This is a genomic window from Pseudomonas sp. LBUM1643 (genome assembly GCF_059716215.1).
This window is the reverse complement of record NZ_CP166813.1, coordinates 5,804,668-5,824,469: the sequence shown is the minus strand read 5'-3', so window position 1 is coordinate 5,824,469 and position 19,802 is coordinate 5,804,668. Positions and strand designations below refer to the sequence as shown.

At 54.1% G+C, this 19,802-nt stretch carries 12 protein-coding genes, 6 tRNA genes and 2 rRNA genes; all 20 read left to right on the top strand.

The window, feature by feature from the left end:
- The first annotated feature begins 116 nt into the window (after positions 1-116).
- A tRNA-Ile gene (locus ACA063_RS26395) sits at positions 117-193 on the top strand.
- 10 nt (positions 194-203) lie between these two features.
- Positions 204-279: transfer RNA gene (locus ACA063_RS26390), tRNA-Ala, on the top strand.
- A 239-nt stretch (positions 280-518) separates the two neighbouring features.
- Positions 519-3,410, top strand: a 23S ribosomal RNA gene (locus ACA063_RS26385).
- A 157-nt stretch (positions 3,411-3,567) separates the two neighbouring features.
- Positions 3,568-3,683, top strand: a 5S ribosomal RNA gene (rrf, locus tag ACA063_RS26380).
- A 135-nt stretch (positions 3,684-3,818) separates the two neighbouring features.
- Positions 3,819-4,778 carry a bifunctional biotin--[acetyl-CoA-carboxylase] ligase/biotin operon repressor BirA gene (birA, locus tag ACA063_RS26375; protein ID WP_497663918.1) on the top strand — a complete coding sequence of 320 codons (960 nt, stop codon included), beginning with the start codon at positions 3,819-3,821 and terminating at the stop codon, positions 4,776-4,778.
- Positions 4,768-5,517: a pantothenate kinase gene (locus ACA063_RS26370; protein ID WP_497663917.1), complete on the top strand. Its 750-nt coding sequence runs from the start codon at positions 4,768-4,770 to the stop codon at positions 5,515-5,517. The genes birA and ACA063_RS26370 overlap by 11 nt, the downstream gene beginning before the upstream one ends.
- 8 nt (positions 5,518-5,525) lie before the next feature.
- Positions 5,526-5,966 carry a hypothetical protein gene (locus tag ACA063_RS26365; protein WP_497663916.1) on the top strand — a complete coding sequence of 147 codons (441 nt, stop codon included), beginning with the start codon at positions 5,526-5,528 and terminating at the stop codon, positions 5,964-5,966.
- Positions 5,967-6,108: 142 nt separating this feature from the next.
- Positions 6,109-6,193: transfer RNA gene (locus ACA063_RS26360), tRNA-Tyr, on the top strand.
- 23 nt (positions 6,194-6,216) lie between these two features.
- Positions 6,217-6,290, top strand: a tRNA-Gly gene (locus tag ACA063_RS26355).
- 26 nt (positions 6,291-6,316) lie between these two features.
- A tRNA-Thr gene (locus ACA063_RS26350) sits at positions 6,317-6,392 on the top strand.
- An 84-nt stretch (positions 6,393-6,476) separates the two neighbouring features.
- Complete coding sequence (gene tuf, locus ACA063_RS26345; protein WP_007896619.1) at positions 6,477-7,670, top strand: elongation factor Tu; 1,194 nt, start codon at positions 6,477-6,479, stop codon at positions 7,668-7,670.
- A 53-nt stretch (positions 7,671-7,723) separates the two neighbouring features.
- Positions 7,724-7,799, top strand: a tRNA-Trp gene (locus ACA063_RS26340).
- Between the two features lie 45 nt (positions 7,800-7,844).
- Complete coding sequence (secE, locus tag ACA063_RS26335; protein ID WP_009045851.1) at positions 7,845-8,213, top strand: preprotein translocase subunit SecE; 369 nt, start codon at positions 7,845-7,847, stop codon at positions 8,211-8,213.
- A gap of 9 nt (positions 8,214-8,222) precedes the next feature.
- Positions 8,223-8,756: a transcription termination/antitermination protein NusG gene (nusG, locus tag ACA063_RS26330; protein WP_054052239.1), complete on the top strand. Its 534-nt coding sequence runs from the start codon at positions 8,223-8,225 to the stop codon at positions 8,754-8,756.
- Between the two features lie 117 nt (positions 8,757-8,873).
- A complete protein-coding gene (gene rplK / locus ACA063_RS26325; RefSeq protein WP_008008888.1) occupies positions 8,874-9,305 on the top strand; it encodes a 50S ribosomal protein L11 in 432 nt (143 codons plus the stop codon).
- Positions 9,305-10,000, top strand: coding sequence for a 50S ribosomal protein L1 (gene rplA, locus ACA063_RS26320; protein WP_162438840.1), 696 nt, complete (start codon positions 9,305-9,307; stop codon positions 9,998-10,000). The genes rplK and rplA overlap by 1 nt, the downstream gene beginning before the upstream one ends.
- A 198-nt stretch (positions 10,001-10,198) precedes the next feature.
- Positions 10,199-10,699, top strand: coding sequence for a 50S ribosomal protein L10 (rplJ, locus tag ACA063_RS26315; RefSeq protein ID WP_497663915.1), 501 nt, complete (start codon positions 10,199-10,201; stop codon positions 10,697-10,699).
- Positions 10,700-10,779: 80 nt separating this feature from the next.
- Entirely contained in the window at positions 10,780-11,145 is a 366-nt protein-coding gene (gene rplL, locus ACA063_RS26310; RefSeq protein WP_007896630.1) for a 50S ribosomal protein L7/L12, read from the top strand.
- A gap of 220 nt (positions 11,146-11,365) precedes the next feature.
- Positions 11,366-15,439, top strand: a complete 4,074-nt coding sequence (rpoB, locus tag ACA063_RS26305; protein WP_497663914.1) for a DNA-directed RNA polymerase subunit beta — start codon at positions 11,366-11,368, stop codon at positions 15,437-15,439.
- A gap of 64 nt (positions 15,440-15,503) precedes the next feature.
- Positions 15,504-19,703: a DNA-directed RNA polymerase subunit beta' gene (gene rpoC, locus ACA063_RS26300; RefSeq protein ID WP_162438842.1), complete on the top strand. Its 4,200-nt coding sequence runs from the start codon at positions 15,504-15,506 to the stop codon at positions 19,701-19,703.
- Positions 19,704-19,802 lie beyond the last annotated feature (99 nt).

The window sequence follows — 19,802 nt, the reverse complement described above, 5'->3', positions numbered from 1 at the left end:
GACATCAGCTGCTCCATAAGTTCCCACACGAATTGCTTGATTCATTGAAGAAGACGATAGAAGCAGCTTTAAGCTCCAAGCTGATAGCTCTTAGCTAATCAGTTGCGCTCGAAATTGGGTCTGTAGCTCAGTTGGTTAGAGCGCACCCCTGATAAGGGTGAGGTCGGCAGTTCGAATCTGCCCAGACCCACCAATTTTGTTATGGGGCCATAGCTCAGCTGGGAGAGCGCCTGCCTTGCACGCAGGAGGTCAACGGTTCGATCCCGTTTGGCTCCACCATTAACTGTTTCTGCTGTTAGAGTTTAGAAATGAATATTCTGAAGTGAATATTGATTTCTAGTCTTTGATTAGATCGTTCTTTAAAAATTTGGGTATGTGATAGAAAGATAGACTGGACGTTACTTTCACTGGTAACGGATCAGGCTAAGGTAAAATTTGTGAGTTGCTCTTAATTGAGTATTATCGAATTTTCGGCGAATGTCGTCTTCACAGTATAACCAGATTGCTTGGGGTTATATGGTCAAGTGAAGAAGCGCATACGGTGGATGCCTTGGCAGTCAGAGGCGATGAAAGACGTGGTAGCCTGCGAAAAGCTTCGGGGAGTCGGCAAACAGACTTTGATCCGGAGATGTCTGAATGGGGGAACCCACCTAACATAAGTTAGGTATCTTAAGCTGAATACATAGGCTTAAGAAGCGAACCAGGGGAACTGAAACATCTAAGTACCCTGAGGAAAAGAAATCAACCGAGATTCCCTTAGTAGTGGCGAGCGAACGGGGACTAGCCCTTAAGTGGCTTTGAGATTAGCGGAACGCTCTGGAAAGTGCGGCCATAGTGGGTGATAGCCCTGTACGCGAAAATCTCTTAGTCATGAAATCGAGTAGGACGGAGCACGAGAAACTTTGTCTGAATATGGGGGGACCATCCTCCAAGGCTAAATACTACTGACTGACCGATAGTGAACTAGTACCGTGAGGGAAAGGCGAAAAGAACCCCGGAGAGGGGAGTGAAATAGATCCTGAAACCGTATGCGTACAAGCAGTGGGAGCCCACTTTGTTGGGTGACTGCGTACCTTTTGTATAATGGGTCAGCGACTTATTTTCAGTGGCGAGCTTAACCGAATAGGGGAGGCGTAGCGAAAGCGAGTCTTAATAGGGCGTCTAGTCGCTGGGAATAGACCCGAAACCGGGCGATCTATCCATGGGCAGGTTGAAGGTTGGGTAACACTAACTGGAGGACCGAACCGACTACCGTTGAAAAGTTAGCGGATGACCTGTGGATCGGAGTGAAAGGCTAATCAAGCTCGGAGATAGCTGGTTCTCCTCGAAAGCTATTTAGGTAGCGCCTCATGTATCACTGTAGGGGGTAGAGCACTGTTTCGGCTAGGGGGTCATCCCGACTTACCAAACCGATGCAAACTCCGAATACCTACAAGTGCCGAGCATGGGAGACACACGGCGGGTGCTAACGTCCGTCGTGAAAAGGGAAACAACCCAGACCGTCAGCTAAGGTCCCAAAGTTATGGTTAAGTGGGAAACGATGTGGGAAGGCTTAGACAGCTAGGAGGTTGGCTTAGAAGCAGCCACCCTTTAAAGAAAGCGTAATAGCTCACTAGTCGAGTCGGCCTGCGCGGAAGATGTAACGGGGCTCAAACCATACACCGAAGCTACGGGTATCACTTAGGTGATGCGGTAGAGGAGCGTTCTGTAAGCCTGTGAAGGTGAGTTGAGAAGCTTGCTGGAGGTATCAGAAGTGCGAATGCTGACATGAGTAACGACAATGGGTGTGAAAAACACCCACGCCGAAAGACCAAGGTTTCCTGCGCAACGTTAATCGACGCAGGGTTAGTCGGTCCCTAAGGCGAGGCTGAAAAGCGTAGTCGATGGAAAACAGGTTAATATTCCTGTACTTCTGGTTATTGCGATGGAGGGACGGAGAAGGCTAGGCCAGCTTGGCGTTGGTTGTCCAAGTTTAAGGTGGTAGGCTGGAATCTTAGGTAAATCCGGGATTCTAAGGCCGAGAGCTGATGACGAGTGTTCTTTTAGAACACGAAGTGGTTGATGCCATGCTTCCAAGAAAAGCTTCTAAGCTTCAGGTAACCAGGAACCGTACCCCAAACCGACACAGGTGGTTGGGTAGAGAATACCAAGGCGCTTGAGAGAACTCGGGTGAAGGAACTAGGCAAAATGGCACCGTAACTTCGGGAGAAGGTGCGCCGGTGAGGGTGAAGGACTTGCTCCGTAAGCTCATGCCGGTCGAAGATACCAGGCCGCTGCGACTGTTTATTAAAAACACAGCACTCTGCAAACACGAAAGTGGACGTATAGGGTGTGACGCCTGCCCGGTGCCGGAAGGTTAATTGATGGGGTTAGCTAACGCGAAGCTCTTGATCGAAGCCCCGGTAAACGGCGGCCGTAACTATAACGGTCCTAAGGTAGCGAAATTCCTTGTCGGGTAAGTTCCGACCTGCACGAATGGCGTAACGATGGCGGCGCTGTCTCCACCCGAGACTCAGTGAAATTGAAATCGCTGTGAAGATGCAGTGTATCCGCGGCTAGACGGAAAGACCCCGTGAACCTTTACTATAGCTTTGCACTGGACTTTGAATTTGCTTGTGTAGGATAGGTGGGAGGCTTTGAAGCGTGGACGCCAGTTCGCGTGGAGCCAACCTTGAAATACCACCCTGGCAACTTTGAGGTTCTAACTCAGGTCCGTTATCCGGATCGAGGACAGTGTATGGTGGGTAGTTTGACTGGGGCGGTCTCCTCCTAAAGAGTAACGGAGGAGTACGAAGGTGCGCTCAGACCGGTCGGAAATCGGTCGTAGAGTATAAAGGCAAAAGCGCGCTTGACTGCGAGACAGACACGTCGAGCAGGTACGAAAGTAGGTCTTAGTGATCCGGTGGTTCTGTATGGAAGGGCCATCGCTCAACGGATAAAAGGTACTCCGGGGATAACAGGCTGATACCGCCCAAGAGTTCATATCGACGGCGGTGTTTGGCACCTCGATGTCGGCTCATCACATCCTGGGGCTGAAGCCGGTCCCAAGGGTATGGCTGTTCGCCATTTAAAGTGGTACGCGAGCTGGGTTTAGAACGTCGTGAGACAGTTCGGTCCCTATCTGCCGTGGACGTTTGAGATTTGAGAGGGGCTGCTCCTAGTACGAGAGGACCGGAGTGGACGAACCTCTGGTGTTCCGGTTGTCACGCCAGTGGCATTGCCGGGTAGCTATGTTCGGAATAGATAACCGCTGAAAGCATCTAAGCGGGAAACTAGCCTCAAGATGAGATCTCACTGGGACCTTGAGTCCCCTGAAGGGCCGTCGAAGACTACGACGTTGATAGGTTGGGTGTGTAAGCGCTGTGAGGCGTTGAGCTAACCAATACTAATTGCCCGTGAGGCTTGACCATATAACACCCAAGCAATTTGACTACTCGAAAGAGCATCAGATTGCGGTGTGTGAAGACGAAACGAACCGAAAGTTCGAGACCTTGCAAACACCGAAACCTGTCACATACCCAATTTGCTGAAGCGCGGCCACCCGGCCACGACTCGGTACCCGAATTTCTTGACGACCATAGAGCGTTGGAACCACCTGATCCCATCCCGAACTCAGCAGTGAAACGATGCATCGCCGATGGTAGTGTGGGGTTTCCCCATGTGAGAGTAGGTCATCGTCAAGATTAAATTCCGAAACCCCTGTTTGCTAACGCGAACAGGGGTTTTGTTTTGCCCGCGAAAAATCTCGCTCGACGGGTTTCTATGCAACGGCTCGGGGCATGGCTATCATGCGGGCCTCATTGTGAGGCGAGACTTTCATGCTGACGTTGTTGAAGCTTCTTAAGGATGGCCGGTTTCACTCTGGCCAGGCTCTGGGCGTTGCCTTGGGTGTCAGTCGTAGCGCAGTTTGGAAACAGCTTCAGCTCCTGGAGGCTGAGCTGGGTCTGTCCATACACAAGGTGCGCGGCCGTGGTTATCAGCTGGCGGCGCCATTGATGCTGCTTGACCCTATAGGCATAAGCGAGGCGAGCCCTTCCTGCGATTGGTCAGTCTTGGTCTTCGACTCTATCGATTCCACAAATGCCGAGGCTTTGCGAGCTATCGAGCGAGGACAGACTGCCCCGTTCCTGGTACTTGCTGAACGGCAAACGGCAGGTCGTGGGCGGCGCGGGCGGAAGTGGGTAAGCCCATTCGCTGAAAACGTCTATTACAGCCTGGTGTTGCGCATTGAAGGAGGAATGCGCCAGCTGGAAGGTCTTAGTCTGGTCGTCGGCCTTGCGGTGATGCAGGCCTTGCGCGAGCTTGGTGTTTCGGCTGCAGGTCTTAAGTGGCCTAACGACGTCTTGGTCGGGCAGAAAAAAATAGCGGGCATACTGCTCGAGCTGGTCGGCGATCCGGCCGATGTATGTCACGTGGTACTGGGAGTTGGCATTAACGTAAATATGCAGATGACCGATGAGGTTGATCAGCAGTGGACGTCGATGCGGTTGGAGGCCGGCAAGGTGTTTGATCGCAATCAGATGGTCGCGGTGTTGAGTGAAAAGCTACAGCGCTATTTGCACCGGCACCAGGTTGAAGGATTTTCCGCTATCCAGTCGGAATGGGAGCAAAATCATCTATGGCAAGGGCGAGCGGTATCGCTGATTGCTGGAGTTAACCAGATAGATGGCGAAGTGCTGGGAATTGATAAACAAGGCGCTTTGCGCTTGAAGGTTGATGGTGTGGAAAAGAGCTTTAGTGGTGGTGAGCTCAGCCTGAGGTTGCGTGATGATTCTTGAGCTCGACTGTGGAAACAGCTTTATAAAATGGCGTGTTCTCGGCGACGGTGCCGGTAAAACGGTGGGAGAGGGCGTTGTCGATTCGGATCTGGCGTTGCTGGAGAGTCTGAATACGATAGAGCACCTGTCCCTGTCCTTTTGCCGTTTGGTAAGTGTCAGGACCGCCGAAGAAACCGACGCACTGACTGTCTTGCTCGTGAGCGCCTATGGCGTATCGGTTGCCTGCGCCACACCGTCTCGCGAAATGTCCGGTGTTCGTAACGGCTATGAGGAATACGAGCGGTTGGGGCTTGATCGCTGGCTAGCGATGCTGGGAGGATTTCATCTCGCGTCGGGCCCCTGCCTTGTGCTGGATTTTGGTACAGCCGTTACCGCGGATTTCATCGGTGGAGATGGCGAGCATCTCGGAGGTTTTATCTGTCCTGGGATGCCTTTGATGCGCAATCAACTGCGTACTCATACACGAAAGATCCGATATGGGGATCTAGCCGCCGAGCGGGCGCTGGAAAGTCTCGCTCCAGGTCGCACAACCGTCGAAGCGGTGGAGCGTGGATGTTCGTTGATGCTCAGGGGCTTTGTCTTGACTCAGTTGGAGCTAGCACGCAGCTACTGGGGAGAGGGCTTTTGCGTATTCCTGACCGGCGGAGATGCCGATCTGGTAGCTGCAGTAGTGCCCGAGGCTCGAGTGGTTCCGGACCTTGTGTTCGTGGGACTGGCGATGGCGTGCCCCCTGATCTGAGGTGTTTTATGCGTTGGTTGTTCCTGCTCCTGCTTGTCCTCAATGTGTTTTATTACATCTGGCATCAACAAGAGGCTCCTCTTCGAGCCAAGGACGTGACGCCGTTGAGCCTTTACCGGGGTTCGCAGCAAGATATTCGCTTGCTGAGCGAATCCATGGATGCGGCGCGTGACAAGGCCAGGACGGTTCAACCGGATAGTGGGTGCCTATATGTAGGAGGGTATTCACGTCAGGAGGTGGCTCAGGCAATCGAGCGACGATTGACCGGAATGGAGATCAGGTTTCAGGCGCTGCCGAAGGATCTGCCTGATAATCCTGGCTACTGGGTGCGCGTGGCACCAGAAAGCCGCCGCTGGCTTGATGATGTGCAGCTTCAAAACCTTTCCAGAGAATTCAATGAGTTAAAACATAAAATAATGCCTTGTGAGGGGGTTGCGCCCGCAGTTTAGTTTGCATAGAATGGCGCCCGCTTCGCAGTGAAGACCTTTAGAGGTGATCAGTGCGAAGCGAGGTCAACGCAGCTAACCTTAGGTTTTTAATGAGAAAATGCTTGACAGAAGGCTGGCATAATATAGAATGCCGGCTCGCTTAGGAGGGGTTCCCGAGCGGCCAAAGGGATCAGACTGTAAATCTGACGTCTACGACTTCGAAGGTTCGAATCCTTCCCCCTCCACCATTTTTAGCGAGAGTTGCAATCTCGCGGGTATAGTTTAGTGGTAGAACCTCAGCCTTCCAAGCTGATGATGCGGGTTCGATTCCCGCTACCCGCTCCATGTTTGCAGATCTTGCGCAGTGTTTCGCTCTTGTAGCTCAGTTGGTAGAGCACACCCTTGGTAAGGGTGAGGTCAGCGGTTCAAATCCGCTCAAGAGCTCCATATAACAAGGCAGATATGAAAATATCTGCCTTTGTTTTAATGGCTTGTTTGACTTGTAAAATTCTTCTCCTGAGGGTGATTTCGATGGCTAAGGAAAAGTTCGAACGTAATAAGCCGCACGTTAACGTAGGCACCATTGGTCACGTCGACCACGGTAAAACTACTCTGACTGCAGCCTTGACCCGCGTCTGTTCCGAAGTTTTCGGTTCGGCAAAGGTTGACTTCGACAAGATCGATAGCGCCCCAGAAGAAAAAGCTCGTGGTATTACTATCAACACCGCTCATGTTGAGTACGATTCGGCCGTGCGTCACTACGCACACGTTGACTGTCCTGGTCACGCCGACTACGTAAAAAACATGATTACTGGTGCTGCACAGATGGATGGTGCGATTCTGGTTTGCTCGGCCGCTGATGGTCCGATGCCTCAAACCCGTGAGCACATTCTCCTGTCGCGCCAGGTTGGCGTTCCATACATCGTTGTCTTCCTGAACAAGGCTGACATGGTAGATGATGCGGAGCTGCTTGAGTTGGTTGAGATGGAAGTGCGCGACCTGTTGAGCACCTACGATTTTCCTGGTGATGACACTCCAATCATCATCGGTTCGGCGCTGATGGCGCTGAATGGTCAAGACGATAACGAGATGGGCACCACCGCCGTCAAGAAGTTGGTCGAGACCCTGGATAGCTATATTCCGCAGCCTGAGCGCGCTATTGATAAGCCGTTTTTGATGCCGATCGAGGATGTATTCTCGATCTCCGGTCGCGGCACTGTTGTGACTGGTCGTGTAGAGCGTGGCATCGTCCGCATCCAGGAAGAAGTCGAGATCGTTGGGTTGCGTGATACGGTCAAGACAACGTGTACGGGTGTTGAGATGTTTCGCAAGTTGCTCGACGAAGGTCGTGCGGGTGAGAACTGCGGCGTATTGCTGCGTGGTACCAAGCGTGATGATGTTGAGCGTGGCCAGGTACTGGTCAAGCCGGGCACTGTCAAGCCGCATACCAAGTTTACTGCTGAAGTTTATGTTCTGAGCAAGGAAGAGGGCGGTCGTCATACGCCATTCTTCAAGGGTTACCGTCCGCAGTTCTACTTCCGTACAACTGATGTGACTGGTAATTGCGAGCTTCCAGAAGGTGTTGAGATGGTGATGCCGGGTGATAACGTTCAGATGACCGTTACCCTTATCAAAACCATCGCGATGGAAGATGGTCTTCGTTTTGCAATTCGTGAGGGCGGTCGTACCGTCGGCGCGGGTGTCGTAGCGAAAGTCATCGAGTAAGTTGTTGTAATGTCTTTTTCGGGCCGGCATAATGGTCGGCCTGATTTTGTTTTAGGTCAGTAGCTCAATTGGCAGAGCGACGGTCTCCAAAACCGTAGGTTGGGGGTTCGATTCCCTCCTGACCTGCCAGATTCACTTGGTGGGTTTGGCTTTCTTTTCACAGGATCTTCATAGATGACTCCTAAAGCTGAAGCTCAAGGCTCTCGCTTCGATCTGCTCAAGTGGCTAGTAGTAGTCGCTTTGGTGGTTGTTGGCGTTGTTGGCAATCAGTATTACTCTGCTTCGCCGATCCTGTATCGCGTACTTGCATTGCTCGCCATTGCTGCTGTAGCTGCCTTTGTAGGCCTGCAGACAGCCAAGGGCAAGTCTTTCTTTGTACTGGTTAAGGAAGCTCGCACCGAGATTCGTAAAGTCGTATGGCCAACTCGCCAAGAAACCACGCAGACCACGTTGATCGTAGTGGCTGTTGTTCTGGTTATGGCGTTGCTGTTGTGGGGGCTTGATTCCCTGCTCGGCTGGCTTGTTTCCTTGATTGTCGGCTAAGGGTGTCCCGTGGCTAAGCGTTGGTACGTTGTGCATGCTTACTCCGGTTACGAGAAGCATGTCATGCGCTCGTTGTTAGAGCGCGTAAAGCTGGCTGGCATGGAAGATGGCTTCGGCGAAATTCTGGTTCCCACTGAAGAAGTGGTTGAAATGCGTAATGGCCAGAAACGCAAAAGCGAGCGCAAATTCTTCCCTGGTTATGTGCTGGTCCAGATGGATATGAACGAGGGTACTTGGCACTTGGTCAAGGATACACCTCGGGTGATGGGCTTCATTGGCGGTACTGCTGATAAGCCTGCACCAATCACTGATAAAGAGGCAGAAGCGATTCTGCGTCGCGTTGCTGATGGTAGCGACAAGCCGAAGCCGAAGACGTTGTTCGAGCCGGGTGAGTCGGTACGGGTCAATGACGGACCGTTTGCTGATTTCACTGGCACGGTCGAAGAAGTTAACTACGAAAAGAGCCGGATCCAAGTGGCAGTGCTTATTTTCGGTCGCTCTACTCCGGTAGAGCTAGAGTTCAGCCAGGTCGAAAAGGTCTAGCTGAGCAAGCATCCCAACCCCGCAGCCTTAGGCTGTGGGGTTTTGTCGTCACTGGGATAAACGCGCAAGTAACCGGGGAGCCTTTCGAGGCGTTCGAACCCGTAATTGGAGTGCCTCATGGCCAAGAAGATTACCGCTTACATCAAGCTGCAAGTGAAGGCCGCTCAGGCTAACCCAAGCCCACCTGTTGGTCCTGCATTGGGTCAGCACGGCGTGAACATCATGGAATTCTGCAAAGCTTTCAACGCCCGTACTCAGGGTATTGAGCCAGGCCTGCCGACTCCAGTGATCATCACTGTCTACAGCGACCGTAGCTTCACTTTCGAAACCAAATCCACCCCTGCTTCGGTTCTCCTGAAGAAGGCGGCTGGTCTGACTAGCGGTTCTGCTCGTCCGAACACCGTTAAGGTTGGCACCGTGACCCGTGCTCAGCTGGAAGAAATCGCGAAAACCAAAAACGCGGATCTGACTGCAGCTGATATGGAAGCAGCCGTGCGTACTATCGCCGGTTCTGCTCGTAGCATGGGCCTTAACGTGGAGGGTGTGTAATGGCTAAGTTGACCAAGCGTCAAAAGGCTATCGCCGGCAAAATCGAAGCAGGCAAGTCCTACAATTTTGTAGACGCTGCTGCTCTGCTGGCTGAGCTGTCGACTGTCAAGTTCAGCGAGTCGTTCGACGTTGCTGTAAACCTGGGCGTTGACCCGCGTAAATCTGACCAGGTTGTTCGTAGCGCTACTGTGCTGCCACACGGCACTGGCAAGACCGTTCGCGTTGCTGTGTTCACCCAGGGTCCAGCTGCTGAGGCCGCTCTGGCTGCCGGCGCTGACCGTGTAGGTATGGACGATCTGGCTGCCGAAATGAAAGGCGGCGACCTGAACTATGACGTAGTTATCGCATCCCCGGATGCAATGCGCGTTGTAGGTCAGTTGGGTCAGATCCTCGGTCCACGTGGTCTGATGCCTAACCCTAAAGTCGGCACTGTAACTCCAGACGTAGCTACCGCGGTTAAAAACGCCAAGGCTGGTCAGGTTCGTTATCGCACCGACAAAAACGGCATCATCCACACCTCCGTTGGCAAGATTGGCTTCGATGCCGTCAAGCTGAAGGAAAACGTTGAAGCCCTGATCGCTGATCTGAAGCGTATCAAGCCAGCTTCCTCGAAAGGCATTTACGTCAAGCGCGTTACCCTGAGCACCACCATGGGTCCAGGCCTGGTCATCGACCAAGGCTCGCTCGACGCGTAAGACAAAGGTTGGCGCAAGCGATTGCGTCAATTGAAAGATTGGGGTCCCTGCCTGGCGGGGGCTATCCAAGACCGTAGGCGACGCAAGTCTTAAACCTCAAGCCTACGCAGATGGTGCTCCCGGTTCCTTACCGAATCAGACACCAAAACGACATCCGGCCTCGGTTGGATGAAACGGTAACAAGCAGGAGTTAAACCCGTGGCAATTAAACTCGAAGACAAGAAGGCCATCGTCGCTGAAGTCAACGAGGCTGCCAATGCTGCCCTGTCTGCTGTTGTGGCTGATGCCCGCGGCGTGACAGTTGGCGCTATGACCGGACTCCGTAAAGAGGCTCGTGAAGCTGGCGTTTACGTACGTGTTGTACGTAACACCCTGCTCAAGCGCGCCGTTGCAGGCACTCAATATGACGTGCTCAACGACGTGTTCACCGGCCCGACCTTGATTGCATTCTCTAAAGATCATCCGGGCGCTGCTGCTCGTATTTTCAAAGAGTTCGCAAAAGGTCAGGACAAGTTCGAGATCAAGGCAGCTGCGTTCGAGGGCAAGTTCCTCGCAGCTAATCAGATCGACGTACTGGCAAGTCTGCCGACCCGTGACGAAGCAATTTCTCAGCTGATGAGCGTGATTCAAGGCGCAACCAGCAAATTGGCTCGTACTCTGGCGGCACTTCGCGACCAGAAAGAAGCTGCTGCAGCCTAAGGCTGAGCCACTCCTTTCAGCGTTTATTGTTTATTTCGATGGCCGCGTAGGCTGTCACCCCAATACAGGAATTTATAGTCATGTCTCTGACTAACGACCAAATCATCGAAGCAATCGGCGAAAAATCCGTTCTGGAAATCGTTGAGCTGATCAAGGCCATGGAAGAGAAGTTCGGCGTTTCCGCTGCTGCTGCTTCCGCTGGTCCAGCTGCTGTTGCTGCCGTTGTTGAAGAACAAACTGAATTCAACGTCATGCTGACCGAAGCTGGCGAGAAGAAAGTTAACGTGATCAAGGCAGTACGTGAACTGACCGGTCTGGGCCTGAAAGAAGCCAAGGCAGTAGTTGACGGCGCTCCTGGCATCGTTCTGGAAGCTGTTTCGAAAGACGCAGCTGACAAAGCAAAAGCCACTCTGGAAGAAGCAGGCGCTAAAGTCGAGCTGAAATAAGCATCGACTTTGCACCTCCAGCCCGAGCGTAAAGCGAAAGGCTGATGGCTGGTGGCTCTTGCCACCGGCCTTTTTCCGTTATTGGCAGCCGACTGGGTCGGTGCTGATAACGAGCTGTAACCACCCGATGCGGTGGAGCAAACCATGGGGTTTGCACGATTTTCTGGCTGCTCCCGTCGGGAGGGGCCAAACAAGCAGGTGACCAAGCTGGGGAACGCTGATGGCTTACTCATATACTGAGAAAAAACGTATCCGCAAGGACTTTAGCAAGTTGCCGGACGTCATGGATGTGCCGTATCTCCTGGCAATCCAGCTGGATTCGTATCGTGAATTCTTGCAGGCGGGAGCGACTAAAGATCAGTTCCGCGACGTGGGCCTGCATGCGGCCTTCAAATCCGTTTTCCCGATCATCAGCTACTCCGGCAATGCTGCGCTGGAGTACGTCGGTTATCGCCTGGGCGAACCGGCATTTGATGTCAAAGAATGCGTATTGCGCGGTGTAACTTACGCCGTACCTTTGCGGGTAAAAGTGCGCCTGATCATTTTCGACAAAGAATCGTCGAACAAAGCGATCAAGGACATCAAAGAGCAAGAAGTCTACATGGGTGAAATCCCCCTGATGACTGAAAACGGTACCTTCGTAATCAACGGTACCGAGCGTGTAATCGTTTCCCAGCTGCACCGTTCCCCGGGCGTGTTCTTCGACCACGACCGCGGCAAGACGCATAGCTCCGGCAAACTGCTGTACTCCGCGCGCATCATCCCTTACCGCGGTTCGTGGCTGGACTTCGAGTTCGACCCGAAAGACTGCGTATTCGTGCGTATCGACCGTCGTCGCAAGCTGCCTGCATCGGTACTGCTGCGCGCGCTCGGCTATACCACTGAAGAAGTGCTCGACGCGTTCTACACCACTAACGTTTTCCACCTGAGCGGCGAAACCCTCAGTCTGGAACTGATTGCTTCGCGTCTGCGTGGTGAAATCGCTGTTCTTGATATTCAGGACGAGAAGGGCAAGGTCATCGTTGAGGCTGGTCGCCGTATTACTGCGCGCCACATCAACCAGATCGAAAAAGCCGGTCTCAAGACCCTGGAAGTGCCTCTTGACTACGTCCTGGGCCGCACTACCGCCAAGGCCATCGTGCATCCGGCAACCGGCGAAATCCTGGCAGAGTGCAACACCGAGCTGAACACCGAGATCCTGGCAAAAATCGCCAAGGGCCAGGTTGTTCGCATCGAAACTCTGTACACCAACGATATCGACTGCGGTCCGTTCGTCTCCGACACTCTGAAGATCGACTCCACCAGCAACCAATTGGAAGCGCTGGTCGAGATCTATCGCATGATGCGTCCAGGCGAGCCGCCAACCAAAGACGCTGCCGAGACTCTGTTCAACAACCTGTTCTTCAGCCCTGAGCGCTACGACCTGTCTGCGGTCGGTCGGATGAAGTTCAACCGTCGTATCGGTCGCACCGAGATCGAAGGTTCGGGCGTGTTGTGCAAGGAAGATATTGTTGCGGTCTTGAAGACTCTGGTCGACATCCGTAACGGTAAAGGCATCGTCGATGACATCGACCACCTGGGTAACCGTCGTGTTCGCTGCGTAGGCGAGATGGCAGAGAACCAGTTCCGCGTTGGCCTGGTACGTGTTGAGCGTGCGGTCAAAGAACGTCTGTCGATGGCTGAAAGCGAAGGCCTGATGCCGCAAGACCTGATCAACGCCAAGCCTGTAGCTGCGGCGGTGAAAGAGTTCTTCGGTTCCAGCCAGCTTTCCCAGTTCATGGACCAAAACAACCCGCTGTCCGAGATTACCCACAAGCGTCGTGTTTCTGCACTCGGCCCTGGCGGTTTGACTCGTGAGCGTGCTGGCTTTGAAGTTCGTGACGTACACCCGACTCACTATGGTCGTGTATGCCCGATTGAAACGCCGGAAGGTCCGAACATCGGTCTGATCAACTCCCTGGCCGCTTATGCGCGCACCAACCAGTACGGCTTCCTCGAAAGCCCGTATCGTGTGGTGAAAGACGCTCTGGTCACCGACGAGATCGTGTTCCTGTCCGCCATCGAAGAAGCTGATCACGTGATCGCTCAGGCTTCGGCCACCATGAACGACAAGAAAATGCTGATTGACGAACTGGTAGCTGTTCGTCACTTGAACGAATTCACCGTCAAGGCGCCGGAAGACGTCACCTTGATGGACGTATCGCCGAAGCAGGTAGTTTCGGTTGCTGCGTCGCTGATCCCGTTCCTCGAGCACGATGACGCCAACCGTGCGTTGATGGGTTCGAACATGCAGCGTCAAGCTGTACCAACCCTGCGCGCTGACAAGCCGCTGGTCGGTACCGGCATGGAGCGTAACGTAGCTCGTGACTCCGGCGTTTGCGTCGTGGCTCGTCGTGGCGGCGTAATCGATTCCGTTGATGCAAGCCGTATTGTGGTTCGTGTTGCTGATGACGAAGTTGAAACCGGTGAAGCCGGTGTCGACATCTACAACCTGACCAAATACACCCGCTCCAACCAGAACACCTGCATCAACCAGCGTCCGCTGGTGCGTAAAGGTGATCGGGTTCAGCGTAGCGACATCATGGCTGATGGTCCGTCCACCGATATGGGTGAGCTGGCGCTGGGTCAGAACATGCGCATCGCGTTCATGGCCTGGAACGGTTACAACTTCGAAGACTCCATCTGCCTGTCGGAACGAGTTGTTCAAGAAGATCGCTTCACCACGATCCACATCCAGGAACTGACCTGTGTGGCGCGTGACACCAAGCTTGGGCCAGAGGAAATCACTGCAGACATCCCGAACGTGGGTGAAGCTGCACTGAACAAGCTGGACGAAGCCGGTATCGTTTACGTAGGTGCTGAAGTTGGCGCAGGCGACATCCTGGTTGGTAAGGTCACTCCGAAAGGCGAGACCCAACTGACTCCGGAAGAGAAGCTCTTGCGTGCCATCTTCGGTGAAAAAGCCAGCGACGTTAAAGACACCTCCCTGCGCGTGCCTACCGGCACCAAGGGTACCGTCATCGACGTACAGGTCTTCACTCGTGACGGCGTTGAGCGTGATGCTCGTGCACTGTCGATCGAGAAGACTCAACTCGACGAGATCCGCAAGGACCTGAACGAAGAGTTCCGTATCGTTGAAGGCGCAACTTTCGAACGTCTGCGTTCCGCTCTGGTCGGCCACAAAGCCGAAGGCGGCGCCGGTCTGAAGAAAGGTCAGGACATCACCGACGAAATTCTCGACGGTCTTGAGCATGGTCAGTGGTTCAAGCTGCGCATGGCTGAAGATGCTCTGAACGAGCAACTCGAGAAAGCCCAGGCCTACATCGTTGATCGTCGCCGTCTGCTGGACGACAAGTTCGAAGACAAGAAGCGCAAACTGCAGCAGGGCGATGACCTGGCTCCAGGCGTGCTGAAGATCGTCAAGGTTTACCTGGCTATCCGTCGCCGCATCCAGCCGGGCGACAAGATGGCCGGTCGTCACGGTAACAAAGGTGTGGTCTCCGTGATCATGCCGGTTGAAGACATGCCGCACGATGCCAATGGCACCCCGGTCGACGTCGTCCTCAACCCGTTGGGCGTACCTTCGCGTATGAACGTTGGTCAGATCCTTGAAACCCACCTGGGCCTCGCGGCCAAAGGTCTGGGCGAGAAGATCAACCGCATGATCGAAGAGCAGCGTAAAGTTGCCGATCTGCGCAAGTTCCTGCACGAGATCTACAACGAGATCGGCGGTCGCAACGAAGATCTGGACAGCTTCTCCGACCAGGAAATCCTGGATCTGGCGAAGAACCTGCGTGGCGGTGTTCCAATGGCCACTCCAGTGTTCGACGGTGCCAAGGAAAGCGAAATCAAGGCCATGCTCAAACTGGCGGACCTGCCAGAAAGCGGCCAGATGCAGCTGACTGACGGCCGTACCGGCAACAAGTTCGAGCGCCCGGTTACTGTTGGCTACATGTACATGCTGAAGCTGAACCACTTGGTAGACGACAAGATGCACGCTCGTTCTACCGGTTCGTACAGCCTGGTTACCCAGCAACCGCTGGGTGGTAAGGCGCAGTTCGGTGGTCAGCGTTTCGGGGAGATGGAGGTCTGGGCACTGGAAGCATACGGTGCTGCTTACACTCTGCAAGAAATGCTCACAGTGAAGTCGGACGATGTGAACGGCCGGACCAAGATGTACAAAAACATCGTGGACGGCGATCACCGTATGGAGCCGGGCATGCCCGAGTCCTTCAACGTGTTGATCAAAGAAATTCGTTCCCTCGGCATCGATATCGATCTGGAAACCGAATAACACGTGACGCGAATCGAGAGCGGGGCAGGATTGCCCGCTCTCTGCTCCGTCAGGAGGAAAGGCCTTGAAAGACCTACTGAATTTGCTGAAAAACCAGGGTCAAGTCGAAGAGTTCGACGCCATCCGTATTGGATTGGCATCGCCTGAGATGATCCGTTCGTGGTCGTTCGGTGAAGTTAAAAAGCCGGAAACCATCAACTACCGTACGTTCAAACCTGAGCGTGACGGCCTGTTCTGCGCCAAGATCTTTGGCCCGGTAAAGGATTACGAGTGCCTGTGCGGTAAGTACAAGCGCTTGAAGCATCGTGGTGTGATCTGCGAGAAGTGCGGCGTTGAAGTCGCGCTGGCTAAAGTTCGTCGTGAGCGCATGGCGCACATCGAACTGGCCTCGCCAGTTGCCCACATCTGGTTCCTGAAATCGCTGCCGTCGCGTATCGGTTTGCTGATGGACATGACCCTGCGTGATATCGAACGCGTTCTCTACTTCGAGAGCTATGTCGTTATCGATCCAGGCATGACCACTCTTGAAAAAGGTCAGCTGCTGAACGACGAGCAGTACTTCGAAGCGCTGGAAGAGTTCGGCGACGATTTCGATGCCCGCATGGGTGCCGAAGCTGTCCGCGAACTGCTGCACGCTATCGACCTGGAGCACGAGATTGGTCGTCTGCGTGAAGAAATTCCGCAAACCAACTCCGAAACCAAAATCAAGAAGCTGTCCAAGCGTCTGAAGTTGATGGAAGCCTTTCAGGGTTCCGGCAACCTTCCAGAGTGGATGGTGCTGACCGTTCTGCCGGTTCTGCCGCCAGATCTGCGTCCACTGGTCCCGCTGGATGGCGGTCGCTTCGCGACTTCCGACCTCAACGATCTGTATCGTCGAGTGATCAACCGTAACAACCGCTTGAAGCGTTTGCTCGATCTGTCCGCTCCGGACATCATCGTGCGCAACGAAAAGCGTATGTTGCAGGAAGCCGTCGATGCACTGCTCGACAACGGTCGTCGTGGCCGCGCTATCACCGGTTCGAACAAGCGTCCTCTGAAATCCCTGGCTGACATGATCAAGGGTAAGCAGGGTCGTTTCCGTCAGAACTTGCTCGGTAAGCGTGTTGACTACTCGGGTCGTTCGGTAATTACCGTTGGTCCGACCCTGCGTCTGCACCAGTGCGGTCTGCCGAAGAAAATGGCTCTCGAGCTGTTCAAGCCGTTCATTTTCGGCAAGCTGGAAATGCGTGGCCTTGCTACCACCATTAAAGCTGCCAAGAAAATGGTCGAGCGCGAACTGCCAGAGGTTTGGGACGTTCTCGCTGAAGTGATCCGTGAACACCCGGTTCTCCTCAACCGTGCACCGACCCTTCACCGTTTGGGTATCCAGGCGTTTGAACCGGTACTGATCGAAGGTAAAGCTATCCAGCTGCACCCTCTGGTCTGTGCTGCGTACAACGCCGACTTCGACGGTGACCAAATGGCCGTGCACGTACCGCTGACACTGGAAGCCCAGTTGGAAGCGCGTGCGTTGATGATGTCGACCAACAACATTCTGTCGCCAGCCAACGGTGAGCCAATCATCGTTCCTTCGCAGGACGTTGTATTGGGTCTGTACTACATGACTCGTGAAGCGATCAACGCCAAGGGCGAAGGTCGTGTGTTCGCGGATCTGCAAGAAGTTGACCGTGTGTTCCGTGCCGGCGAAGCCGCACTGCACGCTAAAGTCAAAGTGCGGATCCACGAAACCGTCAACGATCGTGATGGTGGCAGCGTCAAGAACACCCGTATCGTCGACACCACTGTCGGCCGTGCGCTGTTGTTCCAGGTTGTTCCACCTGGTCTGTCGTACGACGTCGTCAACCAGCCGATGAAGAAAAAAGCGATCTCCAAGCTGATCAACCAGTGCTACCGCGTGGTTGGTTTGAAAGAGACCGTGATCTTCGCTGACCAGTTGATGTACACCGGTTTTGCCTATTCGACCATTTCCGGCGTTTCCATCGGTGTTAACGACTTCGTTATCCCGGATGAAAAAGCCCGCATCATCAATGCTGCTACTGATGAAGTGAAAGAGATCGAAAGTCAGTACGCCTCCGGCCTGGTAACCCAGGGCGAGAAGTACAACAAAGTGATCGACCTTTGGTCCAAGGCGAACGACGAAGTTTCCAAGGCAATGATGGCTAACCTCTCGAAAGAGAAAGTCATCGACCGCCATGGCGTCGAAGTCGACCAAGAGTCTTTCAACTCGATGTACATGATGGCCGACTCGGGCGCACGGGGTTCTGCTGCGCAGATCCGTCAGCTCGCCGGTATGCGTGGCCTGATGGCCAAGCCGGACGGTTCCATCATCGAGACGCCGATTACTGCGAACTTCCGTGAAGGTTTGAGCGTACTTCAGTACTTCATCTCGACTCACGGTGCTCGTAAAGGTTTGGCGGATACCGCGTTGAAAACTGCGAACTCCGGTTACCTGACTCGTCGTCTGGTAGACGTGGCGCAGGATCTGGTTGTGACCGAGATCGATTGCGGCACCGAACATGGTCTGGTAATGACTCCGCACATTGAAGGCGGTGACGTTGTTGAGCCGTTGGGTGAGCGCGTATTGGGTCGAGTTATCGCCCGTGACGTGTTCAAACCAGGTACCGAAGAAATCATCGTTCCTGCCGGTACACTGGTAGACGAGAAGTGGGTCGAGTTCATCGAGCTGAACAGCATCGACGAAGTGATCGTGCGGTCGCCGATCAGCTGCGAAACCCGCTACGGCATTTGCGCCAAGTGCTACGGCCGTGACTTGGCTCGTGGTCACCAGGTGAACATCGGTGAAGCGGTCGGCGTTATCGCTGCCCAGTCCATCGGTGAGCCGGGTACCCAGCTGACCATGCGTACGTTCCACATCGGTGGTGCGGCAAGCCGGACCTCCGCAGCTGATAGTGTTCAGGTGAAGAATGGCGGTACCGTCCGTCTGCACAACCTGAAGCACGTTGAGCGAGTGGATGGTTGCCTGGTCGCTGTATCCCGTTCCGGTGAGCTGGCAATCGCTGATGACTTCGGTCGTGAGCGCGAGCGTTACAAGCTGCCGTACGGTGCTGTGATTTCGGTTAAAGAAGGTGACAAGGTCGACGCTGGCGCAATCGTGGCCAAGTGGGATCCGCACACTCACCCAATCGTTACCGAAATGAAAGGTACCGTGACCTACGTGGGCATGGAAGAAGGCATCACGATCAAGCGTCAGACTGACGAATTGACCGGTATGACCAACATTGAAGTACTCGACGCCAAAGACCGTCCAGCTGCCGGTAAAGATATCCGTCCTGCTGTGAAAATGGTTGATGACAACGGCAAGGATCTGTTGCTGCCAGGTACTGACGTTATCGCTCAGTACTTCCTGCCAGCCAACGCCCTGGTCGGTGTTGCGGATGGTGCGAAGATTGCGATCGGTGATGTTATCGCTCGTATTCCGCAAGAGACTTCGAAGACCCGTGACATCACCGGTGGTCTGCCGCGTGTTGCCGACTTGTTCGAAGCACGTCGTCCGAAAGAAGCCTCGATTCTGGCTGAAGTCAGCGGCACCATCGCGTTCGGTAAAGAGACCAAAGGCAAGCGCCGTCTGGTTATCACCCCGAACGACGGTACCGATCCGTACGAAGAGCTGATTCCGAAGTGGCGTCACCTGAACGTCTTCGAAGGCGAACAGGTAAACCGCGGCGAAGTTATCTCCGACGGCCCGAGCGATCCACACGACATCCTGCGTCTGCTGGGTGTGAGTGCGCTGGCCAAGTACATCGTGAACGAGATCCAGGACGTTTATCGTCTGCAAGGCGTGAAGATCAACGACAAGCACATCGAGACCATTCTGCGTCAGATGTTGCGTAAGGTTGAAATCGCTGAATCCGGCGACTCGACTTTCATCAAGGGCGACCAGATGGAGTTGACTCACGTTCTGGTAGAGAACGAGCGTCTGGCTGGCGACGAGAAATTCGTTTCCAAGTTCACTCGCGTGCTGTTGGGTATCACCAAGGCGTCGTTGTCCACCGAATCGTTCATCTCGGCGGCTTCCTTCCAGGAAACCACTCGCGTATTGACCGAAGCGGCGGTAACCGGCAAGCGCGATTACCTGCGCGGCCTGAAAGAAAACGTGGTCGTGGGTCGTCTGATCCCGGCAGGTACTGGTCTGGCTTATCACAGCGAGCGTAAGCGTCGCCGTGATGCAGACAAACCATTGCGCGTAAGCGCCAGTGAAGTGGAAGCAGCACTGACCGAAGCGCTGAACTCTAGCGGTAACTGAGTTCTGCGATAAATGAGCGTGAGGCCCTGATCGTTCCGTTCATCGAATCCAGACATTTTGTCGAGGTTGGATGAGCGGGAAGGTCGGGGCCTTGCCTTG